The sequence below is a fragment of the Bordetella genomosp. 9 genome (assembly GCF_002261425.1).
Classification (GTDB): domain Bacteria; phylum Pseudomonadota; class Gammaproteobacteria; order Burkholderiales; family Burkholderiaceae_B; genus Bordetella_C.
The window spans coordinates 3,008,537-3,024,814 of the sequence record NZ_NEVJ01000003.1; the positions used below are offsets into that span (position 1 = coordinate 3,008,537).

The 16,278-nt window shown below is 66.5% G+C and carries 14 protein-coding genes; 7 read left to right on the plus strand and 7 right to left on the minus strand.

Annotation, left to right across the window (positions count from 1 at the left end; genetic code table 11):
* Positions 1-352: 352 nt before the first annotated feature.
* The 7 genes from CAL26_RS24695 (at position 353) to CAL26_RS24725 (ending at position 7,579) form a co-directional block, all read left to right on the plus strand.
* Complete coding sequence (locus CAL26_RS24695) at positions 353-1,366, plus strand: succinylglutamate desuccinylase/aspartoacylase domain-containing protein (RefSeq protein WP_094849298.1); 1,014 nt, start codon at positions 353-355, stop codon at positions 1,364-1,366.
* A 121-nt stretch (positions 1,367-1,487) separates the two neighbouring features.
* A complete protein-coding gene (locus CAL26_RS24700; protein WP_094849299.1) occupies positions 1,488-2,465 on the plus strand; it encodes an ABC transporter permease in 978 nt (325 codons plus the stop codon).
* An 80-nt stretch (positions 2,466-2,545) separates the two neighbouring features.
* Positions 2,546-3,463 carry an ABC transporter permease gene (locus tag CAL26_RS24705; RefSeq protein ID WP_094849300.1) on the plus strand — a complete coding sequence of 306 codons (918 nt, stop codon included), beginning with the start codon at positions 2,546-2,548 and terminating at the stop codon, positions 3,461-3,463.
* Positions 3,460-4,461, plus strand: a complete 1,002-nt coding sequence (locus CAL26_RS24710) for an ABC transporter ATP-binding protein (RefSeq protein ID WP_094849301.1) — start codon at positions 3,460-3,462, stop codon at positions 4,459-4,461. Before CAL26_RS24705 ends, CAL26_RS24710 begins: the two co-directional genes overlap by 4 nt.
* The gene (locus CAL26_RS24715; protein ID WP_094849302.1) at positions 4,454-5,464 is read left to right on the plus strand and encodes an ABC transporter ATP-binding protein; all 1,011 of its coding nucleotides are present in this window, start codon (positions 4,454-4,456) and stop codon (positions 5,462-5,464) included. Before CAL26_RS24710 ends, CAL26_RS24715 begins: the two co-directional genes overlap by 8 nt.
* 44 nt (positions 5,465-5,508) lie before the next feature.
* Positions 5,509-6,405 carry an alpha/beta hydrolase gene (locus tag CAL26_RS24720; RefSeq protein WP_094849303.1) on the plus strand — a complete coding sequence of 299 codons (897 nt, stop codon included), beginning with the start codon at positions 5,509-5,511 and terminating at the stop codon, positions 6,403-6,405.
* 25 nt (positions 6,406-6,430) lie between these two features.
* The gene (locus tag CAL26_RS24725) at positions 6,431-7,579 is read left to right on the plus strand and encodes a M20 family metallopeptidase (RefSeq protein WP_094849304.1); all 1,149 of its coding nucleotides are present in this window, start codon (positions 6,431-6,433) and stop codon (positions 7,577-7,579) included.
* Between the two features lie 59 nt (positions 7,580-7,638).
* On the opposite strand, the gene CAL26_RS24730 is transcribed toward CAL26_RS24725, so the two are convergent.
* The 7 genes from CAL26_RS24730 to CAL26_RS24760 form a co-directional block, all read right to left on the minus strand.
* Positions 7,639-9,150 carry a carboxylesterase/lipase family protein gene (locus CAL26_RS24730; protein WP_094849305.1) on the minus strand — a complete coding sequence of 504 codons (1,512 nt, stop codon included), beginning with the start codon at positions 9,148-9,150 and terminating at the stop codon, positions 7,639-7,641.
* Between the two features lie 26 nt (positions 9,151-9,176).
* Positions 9,177-9,971: an ABC transporter permease gene (locus tag CAL26_RS24735; protein WP_094849306.1), complete on the minus strand. Its 795-nt coding sequence runs from the start codon at positions 9,969-9,971 to the stop codon at positions 9,177-9,179.
* Complete coding sequence (locus tag CAL26_RS24740; protein WP_094849307.1) at positions 9,961-10,746, minus strand: ABC transporter permease; 786 nt, start codon at positions 10,744-10,746, stop codon at positions 9,961-9,963. The genes CAL26_RS24735 and CAL26_RS24740 overlap by 11 nt, the downstream gene beginning before the upstream one ends.
* A 10-nt stretch (positions 10,747-10,756) precedes the next feature.
* Entirely contained in the window at positions 10,757-11,749 is a 993-nt protein-coding gene (locus CAL26_RS24745) for an ABC transporter substrate-binding protein (protein WP_094849308.1), read from the minus strand.
* A gap of 10 nt (positions 11,750-11,759) precedes the next feature.
* On the minus strand, positions 11,760-12,551 hold the full coding sequence (locus CAL26_RS24750; protein ID WP_179283475.1) for an ABC transporter ATP-binding protein: 792 nt from the start codon (positions 12,549-12,551) through the stop codon (positions 11,760-11,762).
* 167 nt (positions 12,552-12,718) lie between these two features.
* The gene (locus CAL26_RS24755; protein WP_094849310.1) at positions 12,719-13,927 is read right to left on the minus strand and encodes a DUF5621 domain-containing protein; all 1,209 of its coding nucleotides are present in this window, start codon (positions 13,925-13,927) and stop codon (positions 12,719-12,721) included.
* A 280-nt stretch (positions 13,928-14,207) separates the two neighbouring features.
* On the minus strand, positions 14,208-16,274 hold the full coding sequence (locus CAL26_RS24760) for a UvrD-helicase domain-containing protein (RefSeq protein ID WP_094849311.1): 2,067 nt from the start codon (positions 16,272-16,274) through the stop codon (positions 14,208-14,210).
* Positions 16,275-16,278 lie beyond the last annotated feature (4 nt).

Below are 16,278 nucleotides of genomic sequence, written 5' to 3' on the forward strand. Positions count from 1 at the left end.
CAGCGGGACATTTGCCTTTTCGGCAATACAAGGACGAAATATTCTAATAGCCCTTGGCCGTACCTGCCCCTAGAATCCTCACAAAAAAGCCGGCAGGACGGGAACCGCACGCCTTGCCAGGCGCTCAAGGGACCCCACGCGGGGACCCACGCGATCGCGCGAGCCGTCCGGCCCCCGGGGCGATGCCGTTACATTGCATCGCCCCTATCATTGCCGAATGACTTCCCGGTTACCTGTTGCCGGTTGATTGCGTCGTCCGCTTCTGCTTTGCTTTTGGATCATGGCGTCACAGAATCCTCCATCCGACCCGCCGTCCGACTCCGGAAGGCGTCGCCCGCCCCTCGTATTCCCCATGCTGCCGAACCTGAACCGCGCGCCTGGCGCCTCGCTGCCCGAGAAAACGACCCTGCCGATCCGTCCCTTCGAACTGCCTTGTCCCGACTTGAACGTGGAGCGGGCGGGCAATACGGGCACGGAAGGCATCTGGCATTTCGATTCCGGCCTGCCGGGTCCGTCGGTCATGCTGACCGCCCTGATACATGGCAATGAACTGTGCGGCGCCTGGGCCCTGAAGGCGGTGCTGGCGCATGGCGTCCGGCCGCGCACCGGTTCCCTGACGCTGGCATTCTGCAATCTGGCCGCCTTCGACCGCTTCGACGCGAAGAACTACGTCGCGTCGCGCTACGTTGACGAGGACCTGAATCGTGTGTGGACCGATGACAAGCTGGCCGACGACAGCACGCAGGAACGACGCCGCGCGGCGGTCATTCTGCCCTGGCTGAAAAAGGCGGACTGGCTGCTGGACATCCACTCCATGAGCAATGCCACCGTGCCCCTGCAGATGGCCGGCATGCAGCAGCGCAACATCGATCTGGCGCTGACGCTGGGCAATCCCGCCAAGATCATCTCGGACGCCGGCCACGCCGCCGGCGTGCGCATGCGTGATTACGGCAAGTTCGGCGAAGAGCAGGACAACGGCACACGATCCCTGTTGATCGAATGCGGCTTCCACGGCGCGCTGGCGGCGCGCGAAGTCGCCATCGACCAGACCGCGCGTTTCCTGGTTGCATCCGGCATCGTCGAATCCACCGACCTGCCCGGCACCTGGTTCGCGCCCACCGCGCCCAGCCAGGAAGCCTTGCGGGTGACCCATGCGATCGCCGCGAAAAGCGCGGACTTCCGTTTTGCTCAGCCTTGGAAAGGGCTGGAAAAGCTGGCGAAGGCAGGCACCGTCATCGGCTGGTCGGAAGGCGAGCCGGTGGTCACGCCCTATGACGACTGCGTGCTCATCATGCCGTCGCTGGCCAACGTGCGGGCCGGCGTAACAGTGGTGCGCCTGGCCAGGCCGCTGTCCCAGCAGGCCTGAGGGCGCCGCGCCGGCGTCCGTAACCGCGCGATTCCCGGCTACCCCGCGCGCGCGGGCCGCAGTAAAGTAGCGGCCACGCGCTTGCGCGACATCCAAAAGACATCATCCGGGGAATTGCCGCGTGGCATTGTTCATCCTGCGCCGGCTCATCCAGAGCCTGTTCGTACTCATCGCGGTATCCATCGTCGTTTTCTTCGCCGTCTATGCGATTGGCGACCCCATCGAGCTTCTGGTCAGCCCCGAGGCCAGCCTGGCCGACCGCCAGCAGATGATCGCGCGCCTGGGCCTGGATCTGCCGGTATGGCAGCAGTACCTGGGCTTCGTGTGGCGCGCGCTCCACGGCGATATGGGCACCTCTTTCGTCCAGGGCGTGCCGGCAATCACGCTGATCCTGCAACGCCTGCCCGCCACCTTCGAGCTGGTCGTGGCCGCCATGCTGCTGACCTGTCTGCTCGGTATCCCCCTGGGCCTGCTGGCCGGGCTGCGCCGCGACACGGCGCTGGGAAGGGGCATCCTGGCGACGTCGGTACTGGGTTTTTCGCTGCCGGCCTTCTGGCTGGGCATGATGCTGATCCTGATGTTCGCCGTCTGGCTGGGATGGCTGCCCGCCTCCGGCCGCGGGGACACCGTCAGCGTGTTCGGCATTCCATTTTCCTTCCTGACGCGCGACGGCCTGGCGCATATGGCGATGCCGGCCCTGAACCTGGCGCTGGCCAACGTGGCGCTGGTGCTGCGCATGACCGCCTCGGGCGTGGCCGAAGCGGAAAGCCAGGAATACGTGAAGTTCGCGCGCGCCAAGGGCATACGCCCGGGGCGTATCGTCGGCCGGCACATCCTGCGCAACATCCTGATCCCGGTGGTGACCGTGGTGGGCATGGAATTCGGCCACCTGATCGCCTACTCCACCATCACGGAAACCGTGTTCGCCTGGCCCGGCATGGGCAAGCTGCTGATCGATAGCGTGTACCAGCTGGACCGGCCGGTGGTGGTGGCCTACGTGATGTTCGTCACCTTCCTGTTCGTCCTGATCAACCTGATCGTCGATATCCTGTATGCCGCGTTGGATCCGCGCGTGCAGCTGACGGCGCCGGCGCATTAGGACACGGCCCGCCGCCTGACCCGCACACGCATTTTTCGCACACGCATCTTTCGCATACGCTTTTTTCGCACACCCACGCCATGCCCGACTCCGCTTCTTCCGGCCGCACGCGCACCGTCCAGCCACTGGCCGATACGCCCCGCCGCGCGGCCATCCTGCGCAAGCTGCACGGCCGGCCCACCGCGCGCGGCACGCTGATCGTGCTGGCCGTGCTGGCGCTGGTCATCCTGATCGCGCCCTTCTTCGCGCCGCAGAATCCCTACGACCTGGCCAACCTGAGCATCATGGACGGCCGCCTGCCGCCACGGTCCGCGTCCATGGATGGGCACATGTACTGGCTGGGCACGGACGACCAGGGCCGCGACATGCTCAGCGCCATCCTGTACGGCGTACGCATCAGCCTGCTGGTCGGCCTGTCGGCCGTGGCCATCGCCACGGCGCTGGGCAGCGCGGTCGGCCTGCTGGCCGCCTACGCGGGCGGCCGCGTCGACGCGATGCTGATGCGCCTGGTCGATTTCGTCCTCGGATTTCCTTCCATCCTGGTGGCTCTGGTGCTGCTGGCCGTGCTCGGACGCGGCGTCGACAAGGTCATCCTGGCGCTGGTGCTGGTGCAATGGGCGAACTACGCGCGCATCATGCGCGGCCGCGCCTTGCAGGAAAGGCGCAAGGAATATGTCGAAGCGGCCATCAACCTGGGCTTTCCGGCCTGGCGCATCATGCTGGTCCACCTGCTGCCCAATTGCATCAGCCCGGTGCTGGTGTACGCCACGGTGCAGATCGCCCACGCGATCGCCCTGGAGGCCACGCTGTCCTTCCTGGGCGTGGGCGTGCCCATTACCGAACCGTCGCTGGGATTGCTGATCGCCAATGGCTTCCAGTACCTGCTGTCGGGCGATTACTGGATCAGCCTGTTCCCCGGGCTGGCCCTGCTGTTTCTTATCCTGACCATCAATATCCTGGGCGATCGCCTTCGGGAAAGCCTGGACCCGCGTCGATGAGCGAGCTTCTGTTGGACGTGCGCGGATTGCGCACCGCATTTCATACCACCGCCGGCGCCTGGCCGGCCGTCGACGGCGTGGACCTGACGCTGCGCCGCGGCGAAATCCTGGGGCTGGTGGGCGAGTCCGGTTCCGGCAAATCGGTGACCGGCTTCTCCCTGATGGGCCTGATCGATCCGCCCGGCGAGATCGTCGCCGGCGAAGTCCGCTTCAAGGGCGAGGACCTGCGCAAGCTGAACGAGGAAAGCATGCGCAGGCTGCGCGGCAATCGCATCGCGATGATCTTCCAGGATCCGCTGATGACGCTCAATCCCGTGCTGCGCATCGGCGAACAGATGGCGGAGACCATACTCACCCACGAAAACGTCAGCCGTGCGCAGGCCATGGCGCGCTGCGCGGAAGCCCTGGCCATGGTGGGGATTCCATCGCCGCAGGCACGGCTGCGCAGTTTCCCGCACGAGTTTTCCGGCGGCATGCGGCAGCGTGTCGCGATCGCCATCGCATTGTTGAACAACCCCGACCTGATCATCGCCGACGAGCCGACGACCGCGCTGGACGTCACGATCCAGGGGCAAATCCTCTACCGCATGCAGGAGATCTGCCGCACGCGCAATACGGCGCTGATCTGGATCACCCATGACCTGGGCGTGGTGGCCGAACTGGCCGATCGGATCGCGGTGATGTACGCCGGCCGCATCGTCGAAACCGGGCCGGTGGACCAGGTCCTGGATGCGCCGCGCCATCCTTATACGCAAGGCCTGCTGCGCTCCATGCCGGGCACCGCCCAACCCGGGACGCGATTGCGGCAGATCGACGGCATGGCGCCCAGCCTGGCGGCACGGCCGTCGGGCTGTCCCTTCCGTCCGCGCTGCGGCAACGCCGTCACGCGCTGTACGGAACAATTCCCGGGCGTCACCCGCGAAGGCCCCCCGGGGCTGGCGGGGCGCAGCTTCCATTGCTATGTGCCGGTGAATGCCGCGGGGTCGAAACATGAATAAGCCGGTGATCGAACTCCGCGACGTCCACAAGCGCTTCGAACAGCGGCCGGACCTGGCGCAGCGCCTGCTGGCGCTGACCGGCCGCCGCATCGACCGTGCCGTGGTGCACGCGGTCAACGGCGTGAACCTGACGATCGCGGCGGGCGAAGTCGTCGGCCTGGTGGGCGAATCGGGCTGCGGCAAGTCCACGCTGGGCCGCGTGGTGGCGGGACTCTACGAACCCAGCCAGGGCGAATTGCGCTACCAGGGCCGGCCGGTGAGCGAACTGCGCGGCCGCGAGCGGCTGGACTACGTGCTGGGCGTGCAGATGGTGTTCCAGGATCCGCAGGCGTCGCTGAATCCGCGCCATCGCGTGCGCCAGATATTGGGCGAGGCCCTCAAGGTCCACAAGCTCGCCCCCGTGGCCGACATCCCGGCGCGCGTGGACAGCGCCCTGGCCGATGTCGGCCTGGGCAGCGACTACCGCGACCGTTTCCCGCACCAGATTTCCGGCGGGCAGCGCCAGCGCATCGGCATCGCCCGCGCGCTGATGGTGCAGCCTTCCTTCCTGGTCTGCGACGAACCCGTGGCGGCGCTGGACGTATCCATCCAGGCGCAGGTCATCAACCTGTTCATGGACCTGCGCGAGCGCAACAACTTCACCTACCTTTTCATCAGCCATGACCTTGGCGTGGTGCGGCATATCTCCGACCGCGTCGCCATCATGTACCTGGGCCGCATCGTCGAAACCGCGCCGGCCGCGGAGATCTTCGCGCGCGCCAACCATCCCTATACGCAGGCCTTGCTGGCGGAAGTGCCCGACGTGAAGCGGCGCGGACGCCAGTTCACGCCCATCCAGGGCGAGATCCCTTCGCCGCTGGCGCCGCCGCCGGGCTGCGCCTTCCATCCGCGCTGCCCGCATGCCATGCCGCGCTGCCGGGAGCAGGTGCCGCCGCTGGCGGAGATCGCGCCGGGGCACTGGTCGGCCTGCCACCTGAACGACACGGGCGCGGGCGCCGCCTGACGCCCGGGCACGCACGCCTACCGATACCGACTACGCGGAACATCATGGAAACCTCCAACGCCGAACGCATCAGCCTGGACCTGAACCACGCGGGCCGCAACGCCATCCCGTACATCGACGAAGACCGCAACAGCGATCGCCCCTTCACGCTGAATACTTACCGGCCCTATGGCTACACGCCCGACCGGCCGGTGGTGTTCGTGCAGCACGGCGTGCTGCGCAATGGCGACGACTACCGCGATTTCTGGGTGCCGGCCGCCGACAGGCACAAGCTGCTGATCGTCGCGCCGACCTTCTCCAACGAAATCTGGCCAGGCGTGGAAAGCTATAACAACGGCCGGGTGTTCACGCCCAGCGGCAATGTGCGGCCGGTATCGGCGTGGACCTACGTGCTGGTGGAACGCATCTTCAACGACCTGCGCGCGGCGGGCGTCACCGAAACCGAACAGGCCTACCTGTTCGGCCACTCGGCCGGCGGGCAGTTCGTGCACCGGCTCATGAGCAGCCAGTCGCACGCGCCCTTCAAGGCGGTGACGATAGGCAATCCGGGCTGGTACACGCTGCCGACCTTCGATCATCGCTATCCGGAAGGCCTGGACGGCGTCGGCCTGACACAGGAACATCTGGTGCGCCTGCTGGGCTATCCCATGACGATCCTGGCGGGCGACCAGGATATCGCCACCGCCGACCCCAACCTGCCGTCAGAACCGGCGGCGAAGCGCCAGGGGCCGCATCGCTATGCGCGCGCGCACCACTATTTCGAAGCCGGCAAGCGCGAGGCCACGCGCCTGGGCGTGCCCTTCAACTGGACCCTGCAATCCGTGCCCGGCATCGGCCACGACGGCAAGGCGATGTCCGCCGTCTGCGCCAGCCTGTGGTTCGAAGGCTGCATGCCTGGCGATGCGGAAATGGCCAGGCTGGCCGGCAAGACCGTCGCGTAATCGTTATCAGCAACAAGGAATCATCATGTCAGCTCAACCCCAAGCATCCGCCCTGCCGGCATCGGCCGCCATCGCCGCCGGCCTGCGCCCGTGGATCGAATGCGAATCGCCCACCAGCTCGCCGGAAGGCGTCGCGGCCATGGCGCGCCTGGTGCAGGCCGAAGCCCAGGCCGCCGGCCTGCGCACCGAACTGAAGCCGCTGGGCGACCGCACCGGGCCGCTGCTGGTCGTCACCAACCGCGCGGCGGACGACACGCGGCCCGGCATCCTGATCCTGGCCCACATGGATACCGTGCATCCGATCGGGACGCTCAAGGAAACGCCCTATCGCATCGAAGGCGACAAGCTGTACGGCCCCGGCTGCTACGACATGAAGGCCGGCATCTACATGGCGCTGCTCGCCATGGGCCGCCTGGCGGCGCCCGGCTCGACGCGCCTGCCCATCGACATGGTGCTGGTGCCGGACGAAGAAACCGGCAGCCATGCCTCGCGCGCTTCCATCGAGGCCTATGCCCGCAACGCGCGCTATGGCCTGGTGTGCGAACCGGCGCGCGCCAACGGCGGCAAATGCGTGACGGCGCGCAAGGGCACGGGCATGGTGCGCCTGAGCGTCAAGGGCCAGGCTGCCCATGCCGGCGTCTCCCACGAGAAAGGCCGCAGCGCCATCCGCGAGATGGCCCACCAGATCCTGGCGCTGGAAAGCATCACCGACTACGAACGCGGCGTGACCGTCAGCGTGGGCACCATCGAAGGCGGCACCGCCACCAACACCGTCCCCGCCCTGTGCCGCTGCGTCGTCGACTTCCGCGTGCCCGACATGCCCGCGGCCGAAGACACGCTCAAGCGCCTGCGCGGCCTGCAGCCGGTCGGCCAGGACGTCAGCCTGGACGTCGACGTCGAACTCAACCGCCCGCCGATGGTGAAGACGGAAGCCACCTCGCAACTGCTGGGCAAGGCCCGCCTGTTCGCCACCGCCGCCGGCTTCACGCTGGAAGACGCACCCATGACGGGCGGCGGCAGCGACGCCAATTTCACCTCCGCCATGGGCGTCCCCACGCTCGACGGCCTGGGCGCGGACGGCGACGGCGCGCACACCCTGCACGAGCACATCCTGGTCAGCACGCTGGGCGCGAGGACGCAGTTCTGGTATTTGCTGTTGAAGGATCTGGAGTAGCCGACTTCGGCCACTTCAAATGAAGCGGCCCGCTCCAAGAGCGGGCCGTATGTCGAACATCAGAGCCCCGGCCAGGGCAGCCGGTAGGACAATCCCGCCAGGTCGTTGACCGGGCCGATCACGGTGTCGAAGCGCATCGTCGTTCGTTGGGCTTCGTCATACGGGGCCCAGCATGGCAGGCCCGCGTGGTTGGGGTTGCCGCTGCGCGCGAACGAGATCCAGGCCTCGTGCATCGCATTGGCGATGCCTTGGAACTCCGCTTCGTCGCAGCCTTTCAACATCGGCGAGTCGCGCCAGTTGTCGCGGTTGTTGAAGACGAAGGGAATCTCCAGGCAATGGCAGGACTTGAATCCCGGCGCCGGCGATTGCCAGTCGAATTGATAGACGTAGGCCGGATGGCCCGCCCTGGCCTGGCCTTCCGCCAGGCGCAGGCTGCCCATGCGGAACACCTGGTCGGTCGTCAGGTCGCCCAGCATGGCGGCGGGCGTCGGTACCGCGCGCATGCGGCGGAACTCGTCGAAATATTCGCCGTAATGCGGGCCGCAGAGACGCTCGAACACCTGCCGGGCCGTGGCTTCGTCGGCATTCAGTACAGCCTGGTCGACGCAATGGAAGGCGGCCATTTCCTCGCGCGTGGTGCCGACCATCACGTCGACGTGCGCGCCGGCGCCGGCCTGCAGGCGTTCGACGATATTGCCCTCGATGATGCGCCCGTCGCGCACCGGCGAAAACGGCAGCGACAGCACGGCGAAACCCGCCAGGCTGCGCGCCAGCTCGCCCTGCGCGGCCAGCAGCTTCTGCACCGGCGCCTGTTTCAGCGCGGCCTCGTCGCCCGGCTCGACGCCGACGAAGTGCGCATAGCGCGCGCCCAGTTCCGCGGCTTCCGCCGCACCGCGCGACGGCCGTCCCATGCCGGGACTCTGCAGGATGGCGCGCCGGAACAGCCCCTTGGCATGCGGCATGGTCATCATGGCCGCGATCGACCCACCGCCCGCCGACTGCCCCACCACGGTGACATTGTCCGGATCGCCGCCGAACGCCGCGATGTTGTCGCGTATCCAGCGCAAGGCCTGCATCTGGTCCAGCAGGCCCATATTGCCTTCGCTGGTACCCGGCAGATAGAGGAAACCCAGCGCGCCCAGGCGATAGTTCACCGACACGAACACCACGTCGCCATGGGCGGCAAATCGATCGCCCGCGTACCAGTCCACCGAACCCGCGCCGCTGGAATAGGCGCCGCCATGCAGCCACACCATCACCGGCCGGCCACGCGCGTCCGGGTTGGGCGTCCACAGCGTCAGCGTCAGGCAGTCCTCGCTTTGCGGGCGCTCGAAATCGCCCATGATATGCGCCAGCCGCGAACGCCCCTGCGGCGCGATGGGACCATCTTCCAGCGCGTCGCGCACGCCGCTCCAGGCGGCATGATCGCGCGGCGGCTCGAACCGCAGCTCGCCCACCGGCGGCGCCGCGTAGGGAATGCCGCGAAACACCGCGACGCCGTTTTCCACGCGGCCGCGCAGCTTGCCGGCGCGAGTGGCGACTTCCGGCATGGCCTGGCTTGCATCGTTCATCAAGGTCTCCCGATCCGGCGCCGCGCCTAGCGCGCGGCAAAGCGGCGTTCCAGCGGCAGTATCACCAGCCGTTCCCCCGCGACGAAAAGCAATACGATGGCGAAGCAGGTCGCCAGGAAAGTCACGCTATCCGCCGTGGTCTGCGCCCGCAACATCAGGTACCCGAGGCCGCTGGGCGCGCCCACCAGTTCCGACACCAGCGCGATCTTCCAGCCTATGCCGTAGGCGATGCGGATGGCGGACAGCAGGTAAGGCGCCAGCAGCGGCAGCGTGATACGCCACCACACCCGCAGCCGGTGGCGCGTGAAGCTGCGCCCCATTTCCATCAGCTCGCGATCGATGGCGCGCAGGCCTTCGCTGACGTTGACCAGGCAGAAGGGAATCAGGATCGCCACTTCCACGAAGATGACGCTGAAGTTACCCGCATCGAACCAGACGGCCGCCAGGATGGCCCAGCCTATGGAAGGAAAGGAATTCAGGACCGGCTTGATCCGTTCCTGGACGATGCCGTCCCACGCCGGCACGCCATAGGAAAGAAAGGCCAGCGCGCTGCCGATGACGCTGGCGATCAGCACGGACGCCACCACCCTCAGCGTGGATATCCCGGTATGGCCCAGGAACTCCGGATTGATGAACAGGTCCACCAGCCGGCGCCCCACCGCCAGCGGTCCGGGCAACACGAATTCCGGCAGGCCGCGCGCCATCAGCCACCATCCGGCCAACAGGGCCACGATCAGGCCTTCGCCCAGCAGGCGCGCCTTCCAGCCGGGCTTTCCGCCGGACACATCGGTGCCGTGCGCGGTCCAGGAGCTATTGCGCATAGTGTCGGGACAAGCGGTTCTGCAGCGGCGAAAACACCAGGCGGTCCGTGCCGTAGACGAACAGCACGATCAGCACGATGGCCACGAAGATGGTGGAGGTATCGAAATCCTGCCGCGCCATATTGATGACGTAACCCAGGCCGGAATTGCCGCCGAACAGCTCGGCGGTCAGCGTCACCTTCCAGGCCACGCCGAACATGATGCGCAGCGTGGCGAACACGAAGGGATACAGCAGCGGCACGATGACCAGGCGGAACTGGCGCCCGCGTTCGCGTGTATAGCTGCGCGACATTTCCAGCAGTTCGCCGTCCAGATTGTTCAGCCCCGCCCAGAGATTGACCAGCGCGAACGGCACCAGCACCGCACTGATGGCGAAAATCACCGCGCCCGAATTGATGCCGAACCACATCACCGCCAGGAGCGTCCAGCCCACGCCCGGAAACGCGTTCAGCAGCGGCGCCAGCCTGTGCTGGATCGCGAACCGCCAGACCGGAAAGTAGTACGGCAGCAGCGCCAGCAGCGCGCCGATGACGAAGGACAGCGCGATCGCGCCCAGCACGTGGCCGATCGATACCGCCAGGTGCCATAGCTGGTGGGGATTGGCCAGGAAGCGGTACAGCCCCACCGCCACTTCGCCGGGTCCCGGCAGCAGGAAAGGCGGCAGGACCCAGGAAGCGGCCTCCCACACGGCCAGGAAGGCCAGCGTGAAAACATGCGCGGCCCAGCGCCGCCGCGGCGCCGGCGCCACGGCACGCGCGCTGATGGTCGACGACATCGGCCAGGCCTCAGGCGCGCGGCGCCTTGTCCCACACCAGCGTGCGGATGTCCGGGAAGGACTTGAGCACGCCCAGGTCGCGCGCCTGCTCGTAGAACAGCGTGATCGCCTGCGCGTGCTCGTCGCTGAAATAACCCGGTACCTCGGAGTTCCGGGTGAACCACCATTCGAAGAAGTCCGGCTCCAGGCCGCTTTCCTTCCCGACGGCGCCGAACACCTCGGCCTTGTTCGCCATGGCGTACTTCAGCGATTCGCGGAATACGCGGCAGAACTCGACGTAGGCTTCCGGCTGCTTGGACAGGCGTTCCGGATAGCCGATATTGACGGCGCTGACGAAGCGCGTCTTGAAGATCTCGTTGTTGTCGCGCGCGGTCTCGGCGATCAGGCGATAGTCGCCCGACTTCATCGCGCGATAGGCCTGGCTGTGGATCAGGGTGGCGGCGTCCAGCTTGCCGGAGGCCAGCGCGCCGGGCAGGTTGGGCGCCTGGATTTCCACCTGGCTGACATCGCCGCCTTCCAGCGCCATGTTCAGGCCGTACTTCTTCGTCAGCGCGATGCGGATCTGCGTATAGCCGGTGGACCGCAGGCCATAGGAACCCAGGGTCTTGCCCTTCAGGTCCTGCGGCTTCTTCAGCGCGCTATCGCGCGGCACCCACACGCCGGCGCCTTCGCCGGCCGGCGCCGCCCGCAGCGACGTGGCCAGCACGCTGACCGACAGGCCGCGCTGCACGGCGGCCGGCAGGCTGACCACCGCCGCCATGATCACGTCATACTGCTTGGCCGAGGTGGCCTGGATCAATTGCGGAATGGCCAGCGCGCGCGCCTGCACGTCGATGGTGGAAGACGCCACCTTGCCGTTGCGCATCGCCCAGGTGACCACGTCATAGGCGGGATCGAGCAGGTAGGCATAGGTGATGACGGCGCGCTGCTGCGCCAGGACGGGCGCGGCGATGCCGTAAAGCGCGGGGAGCGCGGCCAGCTTCAGGACACTGCGACGATGCATGAGTAGGCTCCTAGGACACCGCGGCCGGGTCGCCGGCCGGCGTCGATTCCATGGCGCGGAACAGGCTCACCAAGTGATCGCGGTGCCCTGCCAGCACGGCGTCATCCAGGCGGCGTGGCCGCGGCGTGGCGATCGTGACGGTTTCCAGCACGGTGGTCGGCTTGCCGGAAAACAGCACGATGCGGTCGGCCAGCTGCAAGGCTTCGTCGATGTCGTGCGTCACGAACACGACGGTCTTGCCGGTGCGCTGCCAGATTTGTTCGATCTCGGCGCGCATGCGCTGGCGGGTATTGGGATCGAGCGCGGAAAACGGCTCGTCCATGAATATGATCTGCGGGTCCACCGCCAGTGCGCGGGCGATCGCCACGCGCTGCCGTTCGCCGCCGGACAGCGCCGACGGATACTTGTGGGCGTCCGCCGCCAGGCCCACCATGGCCAGCAGCGCCATGGCGCGTTCGCGGCGGCGGATTTTTTCCGGCTTGTCGGCCTTGCCGAAGCGCAGCTCCAACGCCAGCAGGATGTTGTCCAGCGCATCGCGCCAGGACACCAGCCGCGGCGACTGGAACACGAAGGCGATCTCCGCCCATGCCTGGCTGGGCGGCAGGCCGGCCACGCGGACGTCGCCGCCGGCGATGGGCAGCAGGCCGCCCATGACCCGCAGGGAAGTCGATTTGCCGCAGCCCGACGGGCCCAGGATGCACACGAACTCGCCGCGGCTGACCTGGAAACCGAGTTTGTCGTAGATGCGTTGCCCACCCAGTGCGACGTCCACGCGGTCGAACACGATGATGGGGTCCTGCACGGCCCCATTACGGATAGGCAAACTGGCGGAAACGTCGGTGGGCACGGAAGCGATCGAGCAAATAGGCTTGGTATCCGCTTGGATACAAAACGCGCGCCCCGCACCTTACCAGGGATGCCGGCGGCACGCCAGGGTGTTCCCCCTAGGCCGCGGCTTGAAGGCCCTTTTCAGATATAGAAACCCATCCGCGACATGCTGGCCGCCAGCTGGTCATGCGTGATCCCCACCGGCTGCCTTCCCGCGCCGCGCGTAAGAGGTGGCGCATTGCCCGCCTTGTCCGCCTTCTCCGGCCGGAAGCCCATATCCAGCAGCGTGCGATGCAGGCCCGTATAGAACTCCGTCTTCTTGAAGTCGCGGATCACCGCGGCGGCGTCGGTGTCACGGCCTTCGAATACCCAGTTGTAAAGATAGGGCAAGGTGCGCTTGAATACCCGACGATGATGCTCGTTGATGAAGAAGTCCGCGTACTTCACGTATTGATCGATACGATGGGCCAGGAAGTCGCGGGTGTAACCGCCCCCCATCAACAGGGCGGAGCCGAAGCCCGGACTGGTCTTCCGGTAATCCGCCATCTTGATGCGCATCCTGGCGTACAGATTGCATTGCGTCAGCCCGTCATAATCGGGCGACGGCGGCGCGGTGAAGCGGGTACCGAATTTTTGCAGGAATTTCCAGGCCAGGAACCACGTCATCTGCGCGGCTTCGCCCAGGTCCCTGGTCACGTTGCGGTCCAGGCCGACCTGGCCGGAATGGTTGCCGGGAAACGGCATGAAGATGGCATTGGTGCCGTGGTTCGTGAACTTGACCCGCTTGGCGTCCTGGGGCTTGAAGAAACCACGGGTCTCGTGCATGGACAGGACCGCGCAGTAATTCTTCACGTTGCCACGCAGGGTGCTGGCGTCGACCGCGCTTTTATTGCCGATACCGGCCACCGGATCGACGGCGAAGATATTGACGGCAATCTGCGGAAAGAACTCGCGCAGCTTGTATGCCAGTTTCGTGCAGGTCACCGCGCCCCGGCTCCATCCCAGCATGTTCACCGTGCGCGGCAGGGGATTCAATCCGGCGATGGTGGCGACGGCGTGCATGACGTTGTCGTCCCAGCCCGCGCCGGTCGCCATGCCCATGAATTGGCAATTGCCGGTCGTATTGCCCAGTTCCCGGTTGCCGAAAAGGGATTTCTTCTGCTTGTCGCGCGTAAAGGGATTGAACCGGCCGGGCATGACGGTGGTGGCCGGCGCGCTGCCAGGGCCGTCGCATATCAGGTAATCCCGGTATTCGACGCCGGCGGCCAGGCGGCCGAATTCCGCGACGATTTCTCCCTTGCCATCCCGGCTTGCGCTGGTCCCGTGGTTGAAAACCGTAAATACTGTCATTGGGGTCTCACTGCGACATTCAAAACGCCGCAGCGTAGTGGCTAGCCCCACGCCGCCCTAACCAGAAAAACCTCACCTCGCGGGGCCCTGTCCGGACGCACGGCGCCGGTGATTTCGCGCGATGGCCGGCGGCGGCGTAATCATTGTCCCGTCGATGGGGGAATCCGTCCGCATCGGCGGCGCGCCGATTCCGCCAGCAATGCGGGAAGCCCACCCGCCGAAGGCGCATCTCGACGCATTCAATGCGGCGATCGATACACCGGCCGCCCGGGCGGCTCGCCTAAGCCCCGCCCTTGTTCAACAAGGCTTTCAGCATGCCCAGGCGTTCCTTGGGACTCAGCGCGCGGGTCGCCTCGTCTTCCGGGAAACGCGCATCGCCCAGGCCCATTTCCTCGATGAAGCGCGACGGTTCGCGCACCAGGTCCTCGCGAGCACGGCGCCGCTTCCTGCACCAGCTCAGGGTCAGGCTGCGTTGCGCGCGCGTGATGCCGACATACATCAGGCGGCGTTCTTCCTCGATACGCGTGGCCAGCGATTCCGCGGCGCGCGCCGGGTCGCCGTCCTCTTCATCCTTGCCCAGATGGGGCAGCAGGCCTTCTTCAACGCCGACCATGTAGACGTGCGGATACTCCAGGCCCTTGGAGGCATGCAAGGTGGACAGCTTGACCGCGTCGGGTTCTTCTTCTTCGCCGCGTTCCAGCATGGTGACCAGGGCCACGTGCTGGACCAGCTCGAACAAGGTCATGCCGTCTTCCTCGGCCTTGCGCTTGAGCCAGCCAGTCAGTTCCAGCACGTTCTGCCAACGGGTCTGCGCCGGCTTTTCGTCGAACATGTCGTACAGATAGCGTTCGTACTGGATGGCGCCCAGCAGGTCGTCCAGGAGTACGCCGGCCGGTTCCGCGGACGCGGGCTTGCTGCCATCGGGCGCGCCGCGCCCGGCCCGCCACTGCATGCGCTGGATGAATTCCGCGAACGTGCGCAGCGAATCGAGCTGGCGCTGCTGCAGCAGCGTATCCACGCCATGCTCGAAGACCGCGGCGAACAGCGGGATCTGCCGCTCCGCCGCGTATTGGCCCAGCGTCTGCAGGCTGCCCTGCCCGATGCCGCGCTTGGGCGTGGTCGCCGCGCGGATGAAGGCGGGATCGTCTTCGTCATTGGCGATCAGCCGCAGGTAGGCCAGCACGTCGCGCACTTCCGCCTTGTCGAAAAAGCTCTGCCCGCCGGCGATGGTGTATGGGATCTTCAGGTTGCGCAGCGCCTGTTCCAGGATGCGCGACTGATGATTGCTGCGATAGAGAATGGCGTAGTCCTTCCACTGCCCCTGGCGCTCGAAGCGCGCCGCGGATATCCGCATGGCGATGGATTCGGCTTCGGCTTCCTCGCCGTCCATCGGCGTGATGACGATGGGCTCGCCCACGCCCAGGTCCGACCAGAGCTTCTTCTCGAACAGCTTGGGATTCTTCTCGATGACCTTGTTGGCGGCGGCCAGGATGCGCTGCACGGAGCGGTAGTTCTGCTCCAGCTTGATCAACTTCAGGTTGGGATAGTCGGTGGTCAGCTTGGCCAGGTTCTCGATGGTGGCGCCGCGCCAGGCATAGATGGCCTGGTCGTCGTCGCCCACCGCGGTGAACATGGCGCGGTCGCCGGTCAGCAACTGCACCAGGCGGTACTGGCACACGTTGGTGTCCTGGTATTCGTCTACCAGCAGGTAACGGACGCGGTTCTGCCAGCGCGTCCGCACTTCTTCGTTCTGCTCCATCAGCAGCGCGGGGATGCGGATCAGGTCGTCGAAGTCCACCGCCTGGTAGGCGGCCAGGGTGGCGGCGTAGCTGCGGTAGACGCGGGCGGACTCGACCTCGGCCTTGGTGGACGCGATGGCGGCGGCGCCGTCGGGGTCCAGCAGGGCGTTCTTCCACAGCGAAATCGTCGTCTGCACGGTGCGCAGCCAGCCGCGATCGGTCGTGGCCAGCAGGTCCTGGATGATGGCCATGGCATCGTCGGCATCCAGGATGGAGAATTGCGGCTTCAGGCCCGCGTGGCGCGCTTCCTCGCGCAGGAAACGCACGCCCAGCGCGTGGAAGGTGCTGATGGTCAGCCCCTTGGCGAGCTTGCGGTCCACCAGCGCCTTGACGCGCTCTTCCATCTCGCGCGCCGCCTTGTTGGTGAAGGTCAGCGCGACGATGTTGCGGCCCATGTAGCCGCATTCGCGCAGCAGGTAAGCGATCTTCTGCGTGATGACGCGCGTCTTGCCGCTGCCCGCGCCGGCCAGCACCAGGCAGGGCCCGCCCAGGTACAGGATGGCTTCGCGTTGCGGGGGATTCAGCCCGGCGGGCAGGGTCTCGGACATGGGA